Annotated in this window: 21 protein-coding genes; 8 read left to right on the forward strand and 13 right to left on the reverse strand. The window is 62.3% G+C overall.

Features of this window, described 5'->3' with window-relative positions; all coding sequences use genetic code 11:
- Positions 1-32 precede the first annotated feature (32 nt).
- Entirely contained in the window at positions 33-551 is a 519-nt protein-coding gene (locus QMK17_RS08205; protein WP_283508159.1) for a methylated-DNA--[protein]-cysteine S-methyltransferase, read from the forward strand.
- Positions 552-694: 143 nt separating this feature from the next.
- On the opposite strand, the gene QMK17_RS08210 is transcribed toward QMK17_RS08205, so the two are convergent.
- Complete coding sequence (locus tag QMK17_RS08210) at positions 695-1,135, reverse strand: LGFP repeat-containing protein (protein ID WP_283508160.1); 441 nt, start codon at positions 1,133-1,135, stop codon at positions 695-697.
- Between the two features lie 329 nt (positions 1,136-1,464).
- A complete protein-coding gene (locus QMK17_RS08215) occupies positions 1,465-2,754 on the reverse strand; it encodes an adenylosuccinate synthase (RefSeq protein ID WP_283508161.1) in 1,290 nt (429 codons plus the stop codon).
- A gap of 194 nt (positions 2,755-2,948) precedes the next feature.
- On the opposite strand from QMK17_RS08215, the gene QMK17_RS08220 reads away from it, so the two are divergent.
- Both QMK17_RS08220 and QMK17_RS08225 read left to right on the forward strand, forming a co-directional pair.
- Entirely contained in the window at positions 2,949-3,614 is a 666-nt protein-coding gene (locus tag QMK17_RS08220; protein WP_283508163.1) for a hypothetical protein, read from the forward strand.
- A complete protein-coding gene (locus QMK17_RS08225) occupies positions 3,611-4,381 on the forward strand; it encodes a site-2 protease family protein (RefSeq protein ID WP_283508164.1) in 771 nt (256 codons plus the stop codon). Before QMK17_RS08220 ends, QMK17_RS08225 begins: the two co-directional genes overlap by 4 nt.
- Here the strand turns inward: QMK17_RS08225 and QMK17_RS08230 are convergent.
- Positions 4,357-4,845: a winged helix-turn-helix transcriptional regulator gene (locus QMK17_RS08230; protein ID WP_283508165.1), complete on the reverse strand. Its 489-nt coding sequence runs from the start codon at positions 4,843-4,845 to the stop codon at positions 4,357-4,359. The genes QMK17_RS08225 and QMK17_RS08230 overlap by 25 nt on opposite strands.
- Before the next feature lie 113 nt (positions 4,846-4,958).
- Between QMK17_RS08230 and QMK17_RS08235 the strand changes: the two genes are divergently transcribed.
- Positions 4,959-5,426, forward strand: a complete 468-nt coding sequence (locus QMK17_RS08235) for a pyridoxamine 5'-phosphate oxidase family protein (protein WP_283508166.1) — start codon at positions 4,959-4,961, stop codon at positions 5,424-5,426.
- Here the strand turns inward: QMK17_RS08235 and QMK17_RS08240 are convergent.
- The 3 genes from QMK17_RS08240 to QMK17_RS08250 all read right to left on the reverse strand — a co-directional run bounded on the left by QMK17_RS08240 (position 5,416) and on the right by QMK17_RS08250 (position 7,977).
- Positions 5,416-6,336, reverse strand: coding sequence for a cation diffusion facilitator family transporter (locus QMK17_RS08240; RefSeq protein ID WP_283508168.1), 921 nt, complete (start codon positions 6,334-6,336; stop codon positions 5,416-5,418). The genes QMK17_RS08235 and QMK17_RS08240 overlap by 11 nt on opposite strands.
- A gap of 71 nt (positions 6,337-6,407) precedes the next feature.
- Positions 6,408-7,538: an FUSC family protein gene (locus QMK17_RS08245; RefSeq protein WP_283508169.1), complete on the reverse strand. Its 1,131-nt coding sequence runs from the start codon at positions 7,536-7,538 to the stop codon at positions 6,408-6,410.
- Between the two features lie 22 nt (positions 7,539-7,560).
- A complete protein-coding gene (locus tag QMK17_RS08250; protein WP_283508170.1) occupies positions 7,561-7,977 on the reverse strand; it encodes a DUF3151 domain-containing protein in 417 nt (138 codons plus the stop codon).
- Between QMK17_RS08250 and QMK17_RS08255 the strand changes: the two genes are divergently transcribed.
- Complete coding sequence (locus QMK17_RS08255; protein WP_283508172.1) at positions 7,976-8,878, forward strand: Rv0361 family membrane protein; 903 nt, start codon at positions 7,976-7,978, stop codon at positions 8,876-8,878. The genes QMK17_RS08250 and QMK17_RS08255 overlap by 2 nt on opposite strands.
- 76 nt (positions 8,879-8,954) lie before the next feature.
- On the opposite strand, the gene fbaA is transcribed toward QMK17_RS08255, so the two are convergent.
- A complete protein-coding gene (gene fbaA, locus QMK17_RS08260; protein WP_283508174.1) occupies positions 8,955-9,995 on the reverse strand; it encodes a class II fructose-bisphosphate aldolase in 1,041 nt (346 codons plus the stop codon).
- A 192-nt stretch (positions 9,996-10,187) separates the two neighbouring features.
- Between fbaA and QMK17_RS08265 the strand changes: the two genes are divergently transcribed.
- A complete protein-coding gene (locus QMK17_RS08265; RefSeq protein WP_283508175.1) occupies positions 10,188-10,916 on the forward strand; it encodes a VTT domain-containing protein in 729 nt (242 codons plus the stop codon).
- A 13-nt stretch (positions 10,917-10,929) separates the two neighbouring features.
- The gene (locus tag QMK17_RS08270) at positions 10,930-11,592 is read left to right on the forward strand and encodes a DedA family protein (RefSeq protein ID WP_283508176.1); all 663 of its coding nucleotides are present in this window, start codon (positions 10,930-10,932) and stop codon (positions 11,590-11,592) included.
- Between the two features lies 1 nt (position 11,593).
- Here the strand turns inward: QMK17_RS08270 and QMK17_RS08275 are convergent, their stop codons facing one another.
- From QMK17_RS08275 to QMK17_RS08295, 5 genes are all read right to left on the reverse strand, one after another.
- Positions 11,594-12,367, reverse strand: coding sequence for a trans-aconitate 2-methyltransferase (locus tag QMK17_RS08275; RefSeq protein ID WP_283508178.1), 774 nt, complete (start codon positions 12,365-12,367; stop codon positions 11,594-11,596).
- Positions 12,368-12,381: 14 nt separating this feature from the next.
- Positions 12,382-13,494, reverse strand: coding sequence for a glycoside hydrolase family 76 protein (locus QMK17_RS08280; RefSeq protein ID WP_283508179.1), 1,113 nt, complete (start codon positions 13,492-13,494; stop codon positions 12,382-12,384).
- 47 nt (positions 13,495-13,541) lie between these two features.
- A complete protein-coding gene (locus QMK17_RS08285) occupies positions 13,542-14,231 on the reverse strand; it encodes a TrmH family RNA methyltransferase (protein ID WP_283508181.1) in 690 nt (229 codons plus the stop codon).
- Positions 14,228-14,854: a DUF6636 domain-containing protein gene (locus QMK17_RS08290; RefSeq protein ID WP_283508183.1), complete on the reverse strand. Its 627-nt coding sequence runs from the start codon at positions 14,852-14,854 to the stop codon at positions 14,228-14,230. The genes QMK17_RS08285 and QMK17_RS08290 overlap by 4 nt, the downstream gene beginning before the upstream one ends.
- A gap of 94 nt (positions 14,855-14,948) precedes the next feature.
- Positions 14,949-15,737 carry an SDR family oxidoreductase gene (locus QMK17_RS08295; protein ID WP_283508185.1) on the reverse strand — a complete coding sequence of 263 codons (789 nt, stop codon included), beginning with the start codon at positions 15,735-15,737 and terminating at the stop codon, positions 14,949-14,951.
- A gap of 88 nt (positions 15,738-15,825) precedes the next feature.
- Here QMK17_RS08295 and QMK17_RS08300 point away from each other — a divergent pair, with 88 nt between their 5' ends.
- Positions 15,826-16,278, forward strand: a complete 453-nt coding sequence (locus QMK17_RS08300; RefSeq protein WP_283508187.1) for a hypothetical protein — start codon at positions 15,826-15,828, stop codon at positions 16,276-16,278.
- Here the strand turns inward: QMK17_RS08300 and QMK17_RS08305 are convergent.
- Positions 16,246-16,914, reverse strand: coding sequence for a lysoplasmalogenase (locus tag QMK17_RS08305; protein WP_283508189.1), 669 nt, complete (start codon positions 16,912-16,914; stop codon positions 16,246-16,248). The genes QMK17_RS08300 and QMK17_RS08305 overlap by 33 nt on opposite strands.
- Positions 16,915-16,943: the final 29 nt, after the last annotated feature.

Below are 16,943 nucleotides of genomic sequence, written 5' to 3' on the forward strand. Positions count from 1 at the left end.
GAGTCGTCGGCGGACTGGTTCATACTGGGTCGATGCCGTACGCATTGTTCGATACCGCTCTCGGCCGCTGCGGTCTTGCGTGGACGAGTGAGGGCGTCACCGCCGTGGGCTTGCCGGAGTCGGACGATGCCTTGGTCAGGTATCTGACGAGATTCGATGCCGTCTCCGCCGCCCCCGACGGAGTTGCCCTGGGCGCAGTCGAAGCGATCAGTGCTTTGCTCGACGGTTTCGCGGTGGATCTGTCGACCATCCCCGTCGTCCTGACCGTCTCCGTGTTCGACAGGGCGGTGTACGACGTCACCAGTTCCATCCCTCGCGGATCGACACTCACCTACGGCGCCGTCGCCACCAGATTGGGCCAACCCGGTGCAGCTCAGGCCGTCGGCGGTGCGCTCGGGCGCAATCCGGTGCCGGTCATCGTCCCGTGCCATCGAGTGCTGGGCGCCGGACGGGAAGTGGGCGGTTTTTCGGCGCCGGGTGGGGCGTCGACCAAGCAGAAGATCCTGGCAATCGAGGGCGTCGCCGGTTTCGGGGAGCCGACACTGTTCTGATGCCCCCGGGTTGGCATGAATGGACCATCGCAACGGTTAGACGGTTGCCAGGTGACATTCATACGCGGATTTGCGCATTCAATTGAATTTCCAATTGCAATCTTCGAGTTTAAATAACCTACGAAAAAACAACTGCGAGTATCTTATGCAGAAATCGGCAAGTTTCCGGCTGGTGGGTCGACAGCGGATACGACGGCCACATTTGCTCCGTGCGCCATGGTCTCGTCTTCGCGCTTTCCACCGATCGTGAAAGCCCCGGTCTCGGGTAGCCAACCCACGGATCCACGCTCGAACAAGTTGTAGCGACCGTGGCCCGTCGGCGTGGGCTTCTCGTTGCTGATGGGGTAGCCCAACGCGCCGTAGGGTCCCCCGTGGGCCAGATACCAGGCCAATATCTCACCGTGCACCTCGTGCGCACCGCCCTCGGGGAGCGCGAACACTGTCGCCTTCTGATACTCGAGCATTCCGCCCCCACTCGGGCCGAGCATGAACTCACCGAGCTGATCGCCGATCCACGGATGTTCGTAAGCAAAGCGATCGAATTGATAACCGAATACTTCGAGACCGCTGTATGAAGTGGACATCGACCGACCTTTCCGTCGCTTTACCTGGCGCCTATTGTCCGCCTGAACACCAGATAAAGCACGTCGATTCCACATTAAAAATTCGTCGAAAATTTCAATTCAATCGTAAATCAAATGTCGACAGGTATCTCTTCGTCGACGACGGATCGACGACACTGCGCCGACCGTCTGGTCCCCGTGCTGTCCAGTTTCACCAACTGGTCGGCCCCAGGGAGCCACGAGAGATCTCCCGACGGCGAAATCAGCTCGACGGGTGCGGGTGGGGTGGTTGACGAATACAAAACGGCCCCAAAGAACCGGAGGTTCCTGGGGCCGTCCAAACCCACGACTCAGCCGAGAATGTCCCGTCGAACAATCGTCTGATCGCGGCCCGGGCCAACACCGATGCACGACATGTGCGCGCCCGAGAGCTCTTCGAGCCGAAGGACGTAATTTTGCGCGTTCTGTGGAAGGTCTTCGAACTTGCGAGCGCCGGAGATGTCTTCCCACCAACCGGGCATTTCTTCGTAGATCGGCTTCGCATGGTGGAAACCGGTCTGCGTCATCGGCATCTCGTCGTGCCGTTCGCCGTCGACGTCGTACGCAACGCAGATGGGCACGGTATCGAGGCTGGAAAGCACGTCGAGCTTCGTCAGGAAAAAGTCGGTGATGCCGTTGACGCGGGTTGCGTAACGGGCGATCACAGCGTCGAACCAGCCGGTGCGTCGCGCGCGACCGGTGGTAACACCGACCTCGCCACCCTGCTTGGCGAGGTACTCACCCCAGTTGTCGAAGAGCTCGGTCGGGAACGGGCCCGAGCCGACACGCGTCGTGTAGGCCTTCAGAATGCCGAGCACGGTCGTGATCTTGTTGGGACCGATTCCCGATCCCACCGCAGCGCCGCCCGCCGTCGGGTTCGACGACGTCACATAGGGGTAGGTGCCGTGGTCGACGTCGAGCAGAGTTCCCTGCGATCCCTCGAGCAGTACGGTTTCGCCGCGTTCGAGAGCAAGGTTCAGTTCGAGTCGCGTATCGGCGATTCGGTGCTTGAACTTCTCCGCCTGGCCGAGTACCTCGTCGACGACCTGCTGAGAATCGAGCGCCTTGCGGTTGTAAATCTTCGAGAGCACCTGGTTCTTGAATTCCAGCGCCGCCTCGACCTTCTGCGTCAGGATCTTCTCGTCGAGAACATCCGCCGCACGCACTCCGACGCGGGCGAACTTGTCCTGGTAGCAGGGTCCAATACCGCGGCCGGTGGTGCCGATCTTCTTGGCACCCAGGAAGCGTTCGGTGACCTTGTCGATGGCTACGTGATACGGCATGATCAGGTGCGCATCAGCGCTGAGCAGCAACCCAGAGGTATCGACGCCACGCTCTTCGAGGCCCGCCAGCTCGGTCAGCAACACACCCGGATCGACGACGACGCCGTTACCGATGACGTTCTTGACGCCCGGTGTCAGGATCCCCGATGGAATCAGGTGCAGCGCGAACTTGTCGCCATTGGGAAGAACAACCGTGTGCCCTGCGTTGTTACCGCCCTGGTAGCGGACGACCCACTGCAGTCGTTCTCCGAAAAGATCGGTCGCTTTGCCTTTGCCCTCGTCGCCCCACTGGGCGCCGATCAGGACTATCGCCGGCATGTGCTCTCCTGTGTTTTCTCGTGCAGGGTGTTCTCTTGTACAAGTGACGTAGCTCAGGTTGCTGCCGAGTCTCACGGCAGGCCGGGGCGTCAGTCTAGCCGAGAGGGTGTGTCACCCGTCATGGCGCTACGGTGGACTGACAACGCGAGCAACGCCGTGAGACACGTTCGACCCGAAAGACCATTGGGAGCACAGTGACACCGTTCGTCCTGCAGTGCGGAAACCCGCTGATCCCCATCTCTCTGACCGATGTGCCCCTGACAGCTGCATCGACCGTCCCCACCAACGACGAATGCGACATTCTGTTCTCGGCGATCGGCAACAGCATCGATCCCCGCATCATCGTCCTTGGTGACGACTCGTCGCTCGCCGCCGTACTGACTCGCCTGATGCGGACCGAGCGCTTGCATTTCGAAATCGCTTTCGTTCCCGAGGCTGCCACCGCAGCCGGGCACATCTACCGACTCGGGACCGGATCGCGCGCGGCAAAGGTTGCAATGACCGGCACAGCGACGCCGCTGCCCCTCATCCGCGACGACGCGGGCAAAGCCGTCGTCGGAAATGCCGTACTGATCGGTTCGCCCGGCGCCGAGTTGGAAGGCGAAGCGTATGTCGACGACACCAAGCTGTTCTCCGGATCGGTCGCGGGTGTCGAGGTCGTTCCCACCCCCGACATGCCAGGACTCAAAGCCCGAGTGACGGGCCGACGCAGGTTCTTCAAAGCTCGATGGGTAGCTGGGCGGGCGATGCAACTGGGCGCGCACGCAGCCACGCTGACGCGGGACGGTGTGCCGGGCGACCGCGAGGTCAAGCGTTCGACTTTCTATCGCCACGACCGCGAGTGGTTGTTGGTTCGGTGAGCATTCCTCTTCGGCGCACTCCGGTCAGGCCGAGTCCGGTCTTTCTCGGCGTCGTTGCCGTCGCGGGTGCGGGAGGCGTCATCGCGTGGACCAACCCCGTTGCCTCGAGCACTGCGCGCCTCGGCGTTTTCGTCCTGGTGTTGGCAGGCTGGATTGCGACGGTATGTCTTCACGAATTCGGTCACGCCTTCACCGCATTCAAGGCCGGCGACCGCGACGTAGAGCTCCGCGGCTATTTGACCCTGAATCCGTTGAAGTATTCGAATCCTCTTCTGTCGGTGATACTTCCGATCATCTTCATCGCCATCGGCGGTATCGGACTTCCCGGCGGAGCCGTGTATCTGCGCACGGACATGTTCGAACCGAAGGTGCAGCGCCGCATTTCGCTCGCGGGGCCTGCAGCGAACGCGCTCGTAGCGGTGATACTGCTGATCGTCATTCGACTGTTCGGCACAGACGGCACCCACGCGGCGTTCTGGTACGGGCTGAGCTTCCTGGCGTTTCTTCAAGTCATGGCAACGATCTTGAATCTACTGCCGGTGCCGGGTCTCGACGGCTATGCCGCACTCGAGCCGTACCTGTCCTACGACACCCGCCGATCGCTCGCGAACGTCAAGGGATACGGCATCCTGATACTCGTGGCGATACTGTTCGTTCCACAGGTGAACAGTGCATTCTTCGGCGCGATCTACTGGATCTTCGGTCTGTCCGGTGTACCGGAAATTTTCGCCCAGTACGGGAACTACCTCATGCGGTTCTGGGCCTGACGACTTGGCCTGACGACGAGATCTTCGGCTGTCACCGGTGAACCTCCGAGGCCGCGAACATCGGCGTGTGCCGGTTCTCCGTCCACGGTGACTTCCAGCGGGCCGCCGCCATCCTGAAGATATTTGTCACCCCACTGCATCAACCCGAGCAGCACGGGCAGCAGGTCGTTGCCCATCTCGGTCAGCAGATATTCGTATCGCGTGCGCTGGCCGGCCTCCCGATACGGCGATTTTTCGAACAATCCTGCCGTCGTCAGATCCTTCAATCTCGCGGCCGCAACCGCCTCGGTAATCCCGACGCGTTTGGCGAAATCGTCGAACCTCGTCGTCCCGTAGAACGCCTCGCGAAGAATCAGCACAGCCGATCTCGTCCCGATGATGCCCATCGCGCGGTCGATCGAGCATCGATTCGCCGTCCATGCGGATCTGTCGGCCAGCCCGCCCTCCAAAGTCATTGCAGCCACGCCCGTCATCCTACTCTGGCTTTGTCGCACAGTAGCCAGGACTGCTCCACCCCGTGCGCGTTTCGATACCGCCGACTGTCACCAAACACGCACGGGTTTTGCATAATCTCTCCATGGCCACCTGGAAAGAGTTCGAGATCGATGCCCCCGACATGGCGAGATCGGTCGCCGCACGATTCTCAGCGCACAAGCATCACGTACTCGCGACGATCAGGAAAGATGGCTCTCCGCGCGTCAGCGGCACCGAAATCGAGTTTCGCGACGACGGAATCCTGCGCCTCGGTTCGATGCTCGAATCGCTGAAAGCCCAAGATTTACAACGAGACCCGCGATATGCGATCCACAGCAATCCAGGCCACCACACGATGGACGGTGGTGATGCAAAGATCTCGGGACGCGCAATCGAAATCACCGACCCCGACGCTCTCCAGAAGATTTTCGACGCTGCCCCACCTGAACTGACGCCGTACAACGCCTTCGATCTCGACATCACCGAGGTTGTGCTGACATCGATCGCCGATGATCACTTACGCATAGAGCTGTGGCGTCCTGGCGCTGCAGTGAGGACCTTCACCAAGTGAGCTCGTCCCTGCATGTCGCACCCTGAGCGCTCGGCTCGACCTGAACAGTGGCGTGATCGAGCCCGTAGGTGCCGAGAACCGCCCTGGCGCGCTGCAGGAGAACTGAGCCCGATCCGTCACATTCGAGGTGAACCGTCGCGACGTCCATTCCGGTGGTGAGAGTCCAGATATGGAGGTCGTGCACGCCGACGACACCGGGCAATGCTGCGAGATCCGCTTCCACTGCTCCGACGTCGACGTGGCCCGGGCTTGCCTGCGTCAGGATGCGCAAAGCGGAACCGGCGAGCTTGATAGCCCGCGGAACAACCCACAGTGAAATCAGGACACCGACGACGACGTCTGCCCATGTCCAGTCGAACACCAACAGCAGCAAGCCCGCGACGAGTACTCCAACGCTTCCAACGGCGTCGGCCAGCACCTCCATGTACGCGCCGCGTACCGCGATGCTGTCCTTCGCATCGCCGCGGATGAGCAGCATGACCACGAGATTCGCGACAAGCCCGGCGGCGGCCGTGAGGATCAGCGCGAGGCCTGGAATCTCCGGCGCGTCACCGATTCGGTCGATGGCTTCGTACATGATGAAAGCGGCGACACCGAGTAGCAGAACGGCGTTGGCGATGGCGGTGAGCACCTCGGCCCGATGCCACCCGAAGGTGCGGGCGGCGACCGCACTTCCCTTCCTGGCCAGCAACAGCGCAACGAGGCCCATCGACATGCCGAGGACATCGGTGAGCATGTGGCCTGCGTCGGCTAGCAGGCCGAGCGAGTTGATCGTCAACGCAACCGTGGCTTCCAGAATCAAGAACGCCATCAGAATGCCGAGAGCGATCACCATGTTCCTGATGCGCTTGCTCGACGGTGCAGCCGGTTCGCCCGTCATCCCGTGACTGTGGCCGTGCCCCGCGCCCATGTCTCCCCTTTTCTCGTTCGTAGAGACGTCACCATATGCGTACATGCGCATATGTGCAATGGGTTCGATTGTCAGAACGGGTCGGGCGTCACATCCGGCTTGTCGACAGTCGGGGGCAGCGTAGCGAGCGCCGAAATCCGCTTCAAGCCCGCGACCTGCAACAGATCGACGATGATCGAACGCAACTGGGCAAGCACAACCGTCGCCGACAATCCGGAATTGGTGATCAGCTCCGGCTTGGCCCCAGCGGCCACCCTCCGCAGCACTCGTGCGGCCTCCGCTGCGTCGGGTTGCTGTCCTGGATCGGCAAGCACCATGCGCCTGAGCACATCGAGCGCCTGCGCCAACTTCTCGACCTCGTCGACAAGCCGGGGATCGAGAATCTCGTCATCGCGAACCAGCGTCAGCGAGCGACGAGCCAACACCCGAATGTTGCGAATCGCGTTGTCGATCGGGTCGGCTGTCCTTTCCAGGCCTGCGAGACGGGAGCGTTGCCCCCAGTACAACGGCGAGATCCGCGCGATCTCGCGACCGCCTTTGAGGTCCGTACGCAACGTATCGATGTCGGACTGCGTCGCGCGGGCCTTGCGGAGAGCTTCTTCGATAGGTTTCGGATCGTTCGCGATCAGGCCGTCGGCAACCTTCTGCAGTACCTCGGATGCCGTCCCGAGCACCTTCGCTGCATCTTTGCGAGCTCGCCACACCGGATGAGTGGGAATCAGGGCTACAATGGCGATACCGACGAGACCACCGGTCAATGCGTCGACCATCCGGTCGATTCCTCCGGAATTGCCGGGAGGAATGAGAGTCGCCACCAGCACCGCCGACGAACCCGCCTGCATCGCAATGATCGGCCCACCGTCGAGGAACACCGCGGTGGACATCGCCAGTACAACGACGAGAGCGATCTGCCAGGGACCACTGCCGATGGCAGAAATGATCAAATCGCCCACACCGATGCCGACGGTGACACCGACGACGAGTTCCGCCGACCGTCGCATCCGAGCACCGAGCGATACACCCAGTGAGACCACTGCAGCGATCGGAGCAAAGAACGGGTGCGAGTGTCCGACGATGTCGGTCGCGACGAACCACGCGACGCCTGCGGCAAGCGCGCACTGAACGATCGGCAGCAACGACAGCTGCAGCCGAGCGCGACCAGCTTTCAGACGGGCTTTGCCCCGACGAGCAGTAGGGCGCATCCGTTCCAGGGACTGTGGGCGATCAGCCGAGGCCGAGGGCTTCCGCTGCTTTGGGGTCGCTGTCTTCGAGGAGGTCGAGGCAGCGGGCGTACTCGTCGTTCTCCCCGATATCGCGCGCAGCCTTCGCGAGAACGGCGACACAGCGGAGGAATCCTCGGTTGGGCTCATGGCTGTACGGGACCGGCCCGAATCCCTTCCATCCGTTGCGACGCAGCTGATCGAGTCCGCGGTGGTAACCGGTCCGTGCGTACGCATACGCCGTGATGGTCTGACCAGCATCGAACGCAGCTTCCGCCAGGTATGCCCACGCGATGGAAGCAGTCGGGTTATCCGCCGCCACCTTCGCAGGATCCTCGTGGTTCAGCAGGGCGGACTCAGCCTCGTCGTCACCGGGCAGCAATGTCGGCTGCGGTCCGAGAAGGTCACCGAAAGAAGTCATGACGACCATTGTGCCCCGACACTCCATGCCGTTGCGGCCGACCACCCCATTGCTCGATAGGCTCGACGCTTCGGTCGAAGTCTCGGTGAGTTGGGAGCCAGCGGTGTCGGAGGACAAGCACGAATCGAAGACCGGTGCGGACGAACCCGCAACCGAAGCGATTCCATCGCAGAAGCCTGTACCGACTGTGCCGCCGGAAACGACAGCCCCTGAGCCAGCCGACACGAAGGAGGCTTCCCCTCCGGAGAACGAAACCGTCGCCATCGAAGTCATACCTGTCGAAGCCGTACCTGTCGAAGCCACACCTATCGAGGCCATCGCCCCGGGCGTGCGCCCGCCGGCCAGGAAACCTCACGCCGAGCCCCGACGGATTCCGGCCCGAGGTGAGGACCCGTCGCCGCAGCGAAACCCTGCACCCCAGGCGACACCACAGCGGGTAGGACCACCCACCGAGGAATCCGGTAGGCACGGTGGACGTCGGTGGCTTGCTGCACTCATTGCTGCGCTCGCGGTGATCGTCGCGGCCGGCATCGCGGGTTACTTCTATCTGTCCAAAGACTATGAAGAGACCTCACCGGACGCCCAGATCAGGACGACGATTCAATCGTTCACACAGGCTCTCTCCTCGGGAGATCTGGCCACACTGCGCACCTCGTCGTGCGGGGACCTTGCAACGTATTACCGCGACATCCCCGACGCCGAATTCACCGACGTGCACCGGGTGGCGGTCGAGCAGGGAAACATTCCCGTGGTCGACGGCGTCGATGCCGTTCAGATCACAGGCGACACCGCGATCGCACAAGTCATCGCCTTCACCGCCGCCAACCCCAACGAACGCTCAGCGCGTACGTTCGACCTTCAGCTCGAAGGCGAGGACTGGAAAGTCTGCAGTCCCGCCTAACGCCCCCACGCAATCGATTCGGCCCTACGAACAAAGGTGCGTTCGTAGGGCCGAATCGATCGAAAGCGACTGAGGGCTAGCCTGCGGAAACGCTCCGACCTGCAGACTTGAGATCGTTGCATGCTTCGATGACGCGGGCCGTCATACCGGCCTCGGCCTTCTTGAGGTAGCTGCGGGGGTCGTAGACCTTCTTGTTGCCGACCTCGCCGTCGACCTTCAGCACACCGTCGTAGTTGCTGAAGAAGTGTCCGGCCAGCGGACGGCTGAACGCGTACTGGGTGTCGGTGTCGACGTTCATCTTCACGACGCCATACCCCAAAGCCTCTTCGATCTCGCTCTTGGCCGAGCCCGATCCGCCGTGGAAGACGAAGTCGAACGGCTTCGAACCGGCAGGCAAACTCAGCTTCTCGGACGCGACCTTCTGGCCGTCGGCGAGAACGGACGGCTTCAGCTTGACGTTGCCCGGCTTGTACACACCGTGGACGTTGCCGAACGTCGCAGCGAGAAGGTAGCGCGAACCGGCGTCGCCTGCGCCGAGTGCCTCGACGGTCTTGAGGAAGTCCTCGTTCGAGGTGTAGAGCTTGTCGTTGATCTCGGCCTCGACGCCGTCTTCTTCGCCGCCCACGACACCGATCTCGATCTCGAGAATGATGCGAGCAGCAGCGGCCTTGGCGAGCAGATCCTTGGCGATCTCGAGGTTCTCGTCGATCGGCACTGCGGAACCGTCCCACATGTGCGACTGGAACAGCGGGTTACGCCCAGCGTCGACACGCTCCTGCGAGATGGCGAGCAACGGACGGACATAGGTGTCCAGCTTGTCCTTCGGGCAGTGATCGGTGTGCAGGGCAATGGTGACGTCGTAGCGAGCGGCGACAACGTGAGCGAACTCGGCCAGCGCTACTGCTCCGGTGACCATGTCCTTGATTCCCAGTCCGGACGCGAACTCGGCGCCGCCGGTCGAGAACTGGATGATGCCGTCACTTCCGGCGTCGGCGAAGCCTTTGATTGCGGCGTTGACGGACTCCGAACCCACGCAGTTGATAGCCGGAAATGCGAATTGGTGTTCCTTGGCCCGGCCGAGCATCTCGGCGTAGACCTCGGGAGTTGCGATCGGCACGGCGTCATTCCTCCAGTGAAGAGATTGATTGTCCTGTGCAGTATGGCAACCCACCGGCGATCGTGTCGCCGGTACCCACCGGCCCGCCGCAAGTCACTCGGCGCCCGATCGTGACGAATCGGACATCGAACTTGCAGCGTTCGGACACCGGTTGTTCAGGTTCTCCCAGGTTCGGCCGGTAGTGTGGGCGCAGTGAGTCTTCTTGCCGCCTCGGAATCCGTGACGACGAACCTGGCATTGCTGCCCGGGTTTCTCGATCCAGTGAATTTGCTCAACTCGTTCGGCACCTGGGTGCTGGTCGGGTTGCTGCTGGTCGTTTTCATCGAATCGGGGTTGCTGTTTCCGCTGCTCCCCGGCGATTCGCTGCTGTTCACAGCAGGTCTGATCGCAGCGTCGAAGTCCACCGACATCGAACCGTTCGCGCCGATCTGGCTCCTGCTGATCCTCATTCCGATCGCAGCGATCCTTGGTGACCAGGTCGGCTTCTTCATCGGCGCCAAGGGCGGCGCGGCCCTGTTCAAGTCCAACGACGCCAAGTTCTTCAAGAAGAAGTACATCGACGAGTCACACGCATTCTTCGAAAAGCACGGACCGATCACCATCATCCTGGCGCGTTTCGTGCCGATCGTCCGTACCTTCGCGCCTGTCGTTGCCGGTGCCGCCAAGATGAAGTACTCGCTGTTCCTGACCTACAACGTTGTCGGCGGCGTCCTCTGGGGCGCAGGCGTGACGATGCTCGGATTCTTGCTCGGACAGATCGATTTCATCCGCGAGCACGTCGACATCATCTTCATCATCATCGTCCTGGTATCGGTCCTGCCGATCGCGATCGAAGTCGGTAAGCGCATGCTCAAGGCACGGAAGACCCCGCTGGCCGAGGCGAACGATGCCATCGACGCCCAGCAGGATCACAACTCCTAGGTTCGTGCAGCCGATGATTCAGTCGATGGGCTCGTTCGGCCCCCTTGAAACCGCAGGCCCATTGGTCGTGTGGGTCATAGTGGTGGCATTCGTCTTCATCGAATGCGCGGTCATCATCGGGTTGTTCCTCCCCGGCGATTCCATGCTGATCACCGCAGGCATTGTCATGACCACCCACGCGTCGGGCACCGGCCACGTCTGGGCGCTGTCCGGCGGCGCGATGGTCGCTGCGATCGCAGGCAATCAGGTCGGCTATGTCATCGGACACCGGACCGGATCCACCCTCGTCGCACGCAAGAACGGCAAATATCTCAACACCAAAAACCTGCATAAGGTAAACCTGCTGCTCGAGAAGCACGGCTTCTGGGCAGTTCTCGTTGCACGCTGGATCCCGTGGGTGCGCACTCTGTGCCCGATGGTCGCGGGCGCGGCGAAGATGAATCACCGGCGTTACACGATCGCGAGCACACTCGGCGCCATCATCTGGGCACCTGTATTACTGCTTATCGGCTTCTACTTCGGTAGCTTCCTCGAGAAGGTGCCGTGGCTGCTGCCCGCCGTTCTCATCGGCATGGTCGCGCTGCTCGTCGTCGGTACCGGAATCGGGATTTGGCAGTACAGAAAAGAAATGGCCAGGCCCGCGGAGACCATCGAAGTCGAGGAAGTCCTCGAATAACTCAGGACTTCGCACCCACAACGAAGATCCTCCGGAACGGGAACAACGTTCCCGAAGCATTCGACGGGTAAGCCTCACGCAGCAGCGCTGCATATTGGTCGACGAATCTCGGACGTTGTTCGTCGTCCAACGCATCGAGCACCGGCCGCAATCCGGTTCCGGTAACCCACTTCAGCACCGGATCTTCGCCGTGGAGAACGTGAACGTAGCTGGTCTCCCATGCGTCGACGGTCAAACCTGTCGCCACGAGTGCCGCTGCGTACTGCTCCGCCGAATCGACGCTGTCGCCGCCGCGGAGGACCCCAGCCAACAGCGGCGACCACTCGTCGGAATCCGCGAGCGCTCGCATCAGTACATGCGACGGTGCGTCGAAGTTACCGGGAACCTGCCAGGCCAACGTACCGCCAACGTCGAGCTGATCGGCCCACTTCGGAATCAGCGTGCGATGTTCCGGCACCCATTGCAACGCAGCGTTGGAGACCACGACATCGATCCCCGAGGCGTCGAAATCGCCGATGTCACCGCGCACGACGGTGACGCCCGGCGGCAAGTCCGTCGATTGGCCGGCAACCATGTCGGGAGACGAATCGATGCCGACGATTGTCGCCTCGGGCCACCGCGCAGCAAGGGTCGCCGTCTGAACGCCGGTGCCGCAACCCAGGTCGACGACGTTGGCGGGGGAATCGTGGCGTACTCGACCGACCATCTCGTGAAAGGGCCTCGACCGTTCGTCGGCGTAGCGGCGGTACACGGCCGGATCCCACGAAGTCCCCATGACCGGGACTTTAGCTAACGAAAACCGGCGTCGGCAACGACATAGGCAGCTTCCATCAGCATCCAGCCACTGAGCTGCACTGCAAAGTCGCGTTCGGGAACCACCGACGACCGAACCGTGCCACCACTGAAAGCTGCGACGGTACTTCCCGGACCAGGAAGGTGTGCCTGCGTTTCCCATGCTGCGCCGAACAGTGGATGGTCCTCCACTTCGAGTCGGTTCTCCCATGCAGCCTCGGCCGACGCGAGGACGATCGACGCCGCGATGCTCCGTGCCGCCTCGTCTTCGTCGGAATCGCCGGGGAGCGTCGTTGCAACGAGCGCGAGATTGCGCACAAGGATGCCGTCGAACAGCCCGCCGTCACCGCCTCCTCCCCCCACGATCACGAAGTCCCGACACAGCTGACTTTCGACAGCCGCGACCAGCGCATGCACGCGGGCCGCGTGCCGGGGTGCGCCGAGACGCACCGCGAGCTCGGTCTCCGCGCCCAGAACAACACCCTGGCAATAGCTGTAGACGGCCCGGTCCAACACGTCCCCTGTCCGGATGCCGTCGAGTATTAGGCCGGTCTCGGGATCTTTGAGCTTGGCATCCATCCAGTCCGCCATGGCCTGCGCTCGCCACAGCCTGCCGGTCCGTGCCAGCAGAACAGAGGCTGGCCCGTTGGCGGGCGCGTTGAAGAAGTCGTCGCGCTTCCGCCACGGGATACCGCCGCCGGCCTCGGGGGACCAGGCATCGAACAATTCATTCTCGATCTTCGAGATACCGGTCCGATTTCCGACGCCATGAAGACGCTGAGCGCGTTCGAGTGCGAGACCGAGCCACGCCATGTCGTCGTAGTAATTGTTGGTCCATCCGGTCAGATTCCGGATGCGGTGCGAACGGGCGATCTTGGTCAATCGACGACGCCGCTTGGCCGTCGGCTCGCGACTCGCGGCATCGACAGCACAGTCCAGCAAATGCGCCTGCCACCAGTAGTGCCACTTCAAGAACAGTCGTTCGCGTCGAACCGGAGGCCACGCGACCACACCGAGCGCAGTTCCAGGCAGCGCCCACAGACGGCGCACATGCCGCGCGAGCACGGCTCCTTCCGCAGCATCCGCGCGCTGCGCCCATTTCTCGGCCATACCAACAGATCCTGCCATTCCGTTCATCGACGACGCGTAGCCAGGCGTCAGGTCCAGGCCGTAGTAAGGTCTGCGTGCCGCCGAATCCAGGAGTGCATGGCGATTCCCGCGGCGACACCCGCGTTGATGCTTCGAGTCGAACCGAACTGCGCGATGGACACTGTCATCGATGCTCCTGCGCGAGCATCCTCGGTCACCCCCGGGCCTTCCTGACCGAACAACAGTAAGCACTCGCGCGGCAGTTCCGCTGTCTCGATGGGAACAGAACCGGGAGTGTTGTCGACGGCGACGACGGTCAGGCCTGATTCTCTCGCGTACGCGAGGAGGTCGGCGACGGAGTCATGGTGGTGGATGTGCTGATATCGATCGGTCACCATCGCTCCGCGGCGATTCCAACGCCGTCGTCCGACAATGTGAACAGCCTGTGCAGCAAAGGCATTGGCGGTCCTGACGACGGTGCCGATATTGGCATCGTTGGCAAAGTTCTCGATCGCGACGTGCAGCGGATGACGACGCGTATCGATGTCGGCGACGATAGCTTCCCTGGACCAGTACCGATAGGCGTCGACGACATTGCGCCGGTCACCGGAGTCCAACAGGTCTTGGTCGTAATGCGCGCCCGTCGGGCGCGGGGAATCGTGCTCGTCTTCCCACGGCCCGACTCCGTTGGGATTCTCACTCCACTCGGTCGGGCCGAGCGCGGCCGGGTCTTTTTCTGGTAAATCGTTGTTGCTCAATATATTTCGTTACTATCAGGGGCTATGCGAAAGCCGTGGCCGGTGTCGTCGTTGGCGCAGGAGATGCCGTCGGGAGTCGAGGTGCAGGTGTACCCGTCGGCTGCGATCTGCGCTCCCACCGCGAGCGGCGGGTCGATCTGTTCACCGCCGGAGGTATAGACGGCGCCCCCGGAGCACATGAACTCGGCCACGCCCTCACCGGTGACTCGAATCCCGTTGCCCCAACTGATCATGCAGCTCTCCGGCGCCGGGGGCACCGGCGACGTGACGCCCTGACAGCCCGCCTCGGTTCGGCTGGACAGCGGCACGATTCCGCACTGGAACTGGCCGTCGGGCGAGCTGAAGTAGTAAGCCCCACCCAGCGCCGCGTAAGTCGTCTGGGGCGCCGGCTCTGGAGCCATTACGGACGGCGGTGGCGGCGGTGGCGGGGGCGGGGCTTCGGTTGTCGTGATCGGCGCGGGCGCCTCGGTCGTCGCCTCGACCGTTGTGGTCGTGGGCGACGCCGAGGACGTGGTCGGCGCTGCTACATCCGCGCCCGATTCACTACTGCACCCGACCAGAACAGTCGAGAATGCCGCCATTGCAGCCAGCGCCAGGTACTTCTTCGCCCGCTCGTTCACCATAAAAGAACCCGACCCACTTTCGCTCACAAGTACTGCTGAGCGACCCTACCGGCGAATCCGAGCCGGTGCCTACGTGCGATGGTTTGGGAAGTGTCTAAGTGTGGCTCAGGCGTCGATTGACCTCGCGCGTAAGCCATGCGGGAGAGAAACGTGAACCGAGGGAGAGCGCCTTCGACTGCAGGCCGACGGGGAAATGCACCTTGTGCACCAATCGTTTCGACGGCTGTGTGGCGTTGAAGATGGCCTCCGATACATCGTCGGCGGTGAGCTTGATTCCCAGTGAGTTGGTGGTCCCCGTGGAGACGTCTTTGGTCATCGCAGTCTGCACGAACAGTGGCCACATGGCCTTCACCGAGATGTCGTACTCGGCCCATTCGAGATCGAGAGCTTCGGTGATGCCGCGGACGGCGAACTTCGTCGCACCGTAGGTGACGAGCTCGGGTTGGCCGTAGATCGCCGATGCCGAGCACAAGTTGACGACCTGCGCGCCGCGAGTGGCCTTCAGATACGGGAATGCGGCGAGCGTTCCGTAGACGACTCCGTTGAAGTTGATGTCGATCTGGCGTTTGTGAAGTTCGAGGGGCATCTCCTCGAAACGACCCGCGACCAGGACGCCTGCGTTGTTGACCAGAACGTCGAGCCGGCCATCGGCCTCGACCGCGAACTCTTCGAGCCGCTCTTTCCACTGTTCGGGTTGCGTGACGTCGAGAGTTCCGGTGACAACGCGTCCACCGGTGGAGGTGATCGCTCTACTCAGCGAAGCCAAACCGGTTTCGTCGATATCGTAGGCACCGACGAGGTAACCCGAACGAGCGAATTTGAGGGCCGTTGATCGTCCGATCCCGGCTGCAGCGCCGGTGATGAACACAGTTGGTGAGGACACTTCGACAGACTAGGCGTTACTTCGATTATCGGTAAGACCCTCGACTACATTTCGAGACTAGCCTGAAGTTATATCGAGGAGAGTGTGGGTGAATCACCAAAAAACGTTGCGCGCGGTGGTCGTCGTCACGGGCGGCTATGTAATCGTGTTGGCGGTCTGGGCCGGGTGGCTTCGGCCCCACTCGCCGCCGGGAACTCTCCCCTACCAACTGGTCGCGCTCATTGCCGGCTTCGCCTCGGCGCTCGGCCTGGCGATGATGGTCGCCAACAGAAGCACCGCCGCCCAACGTCGATTGTCGAGGAACGGCGTCGAGGGGTGGGCGACGATCGAATTCGCGCGGCAGATCGATGAGGCGTCCACCGAACTGCATCTGCGATTCACAATTCCGGGATCGGAATCGTTTGCCGGACGCATCGTCTACTCGATCCCACCGAACGAAGTATCCCGGTTCGAAACGGGGAACATTGTGCCGATCATGGTCGACCCGTCGGACCACCACCGCGTTCTGTTACTCCCCGCTCAATCCCTCGACCAGGAATAGCTGAGCAAGCGCGTAGGTCGCAAGTATCAACCCCTCTAACACGTGACGATGTGAATCCTTGTCGGCGAACAGCCGCCGAACCACGATCAGCGCGTCCGACAGCGTGAACAGCATCCCGCCCACAGCCAGCCGGGAGCGCGGATTCGAGCTCGGAACAACCACGCCGGCGACCGTCTTGGCGCCTGGAGCCAGGGACGGGTCGGCAGCGAGGGTGGACATCGTCGCGACCGTCAATCCGTAGCCGGACAGACCGGGTGCCACCGCGGGCGATTTGAACACCAACGCCGCAGCCGCGGCAGCCCAGCCGAGCAGCCTAGGGAGCGCGTTGATGGGTGTCGGCCTCCCGCCGCGCCTGCGCAGCAACTCGCAGTAGACCGTCTGCATCACCGCGAAGGCAGCCGCACCACGCAGAATGCGGGAGTCGTCGTCCGGATCGATGAGCAGAACATCGCCGACTGTTGCGGCCACCAGCGCTCCCCCGAGCATCGACGCGGGCGTCGGGAGACCAACTATCAGGGCTGGGACCATCAAAGGCTTTGCTGCTCGATGCAGGCGCTCGGCGCCGGACACGGCACCGACGACGGTGGCTGTAGCAGCGGAAGCGAACAGAATACGGGACAAATCGGACCGATTCATCGGGCAACCACGTGGTTCGCCAAACTAAA

The sequence above is a fragment of the Rhodococcus sp. G-MC3 genome (assembly GCF_030063335.1).
Classification (GTDB): Bacteria; Actinomycetota; Actinomycetes; order Mycobacteriales; family Mycobacteriaceae; genus Rhodococcoides.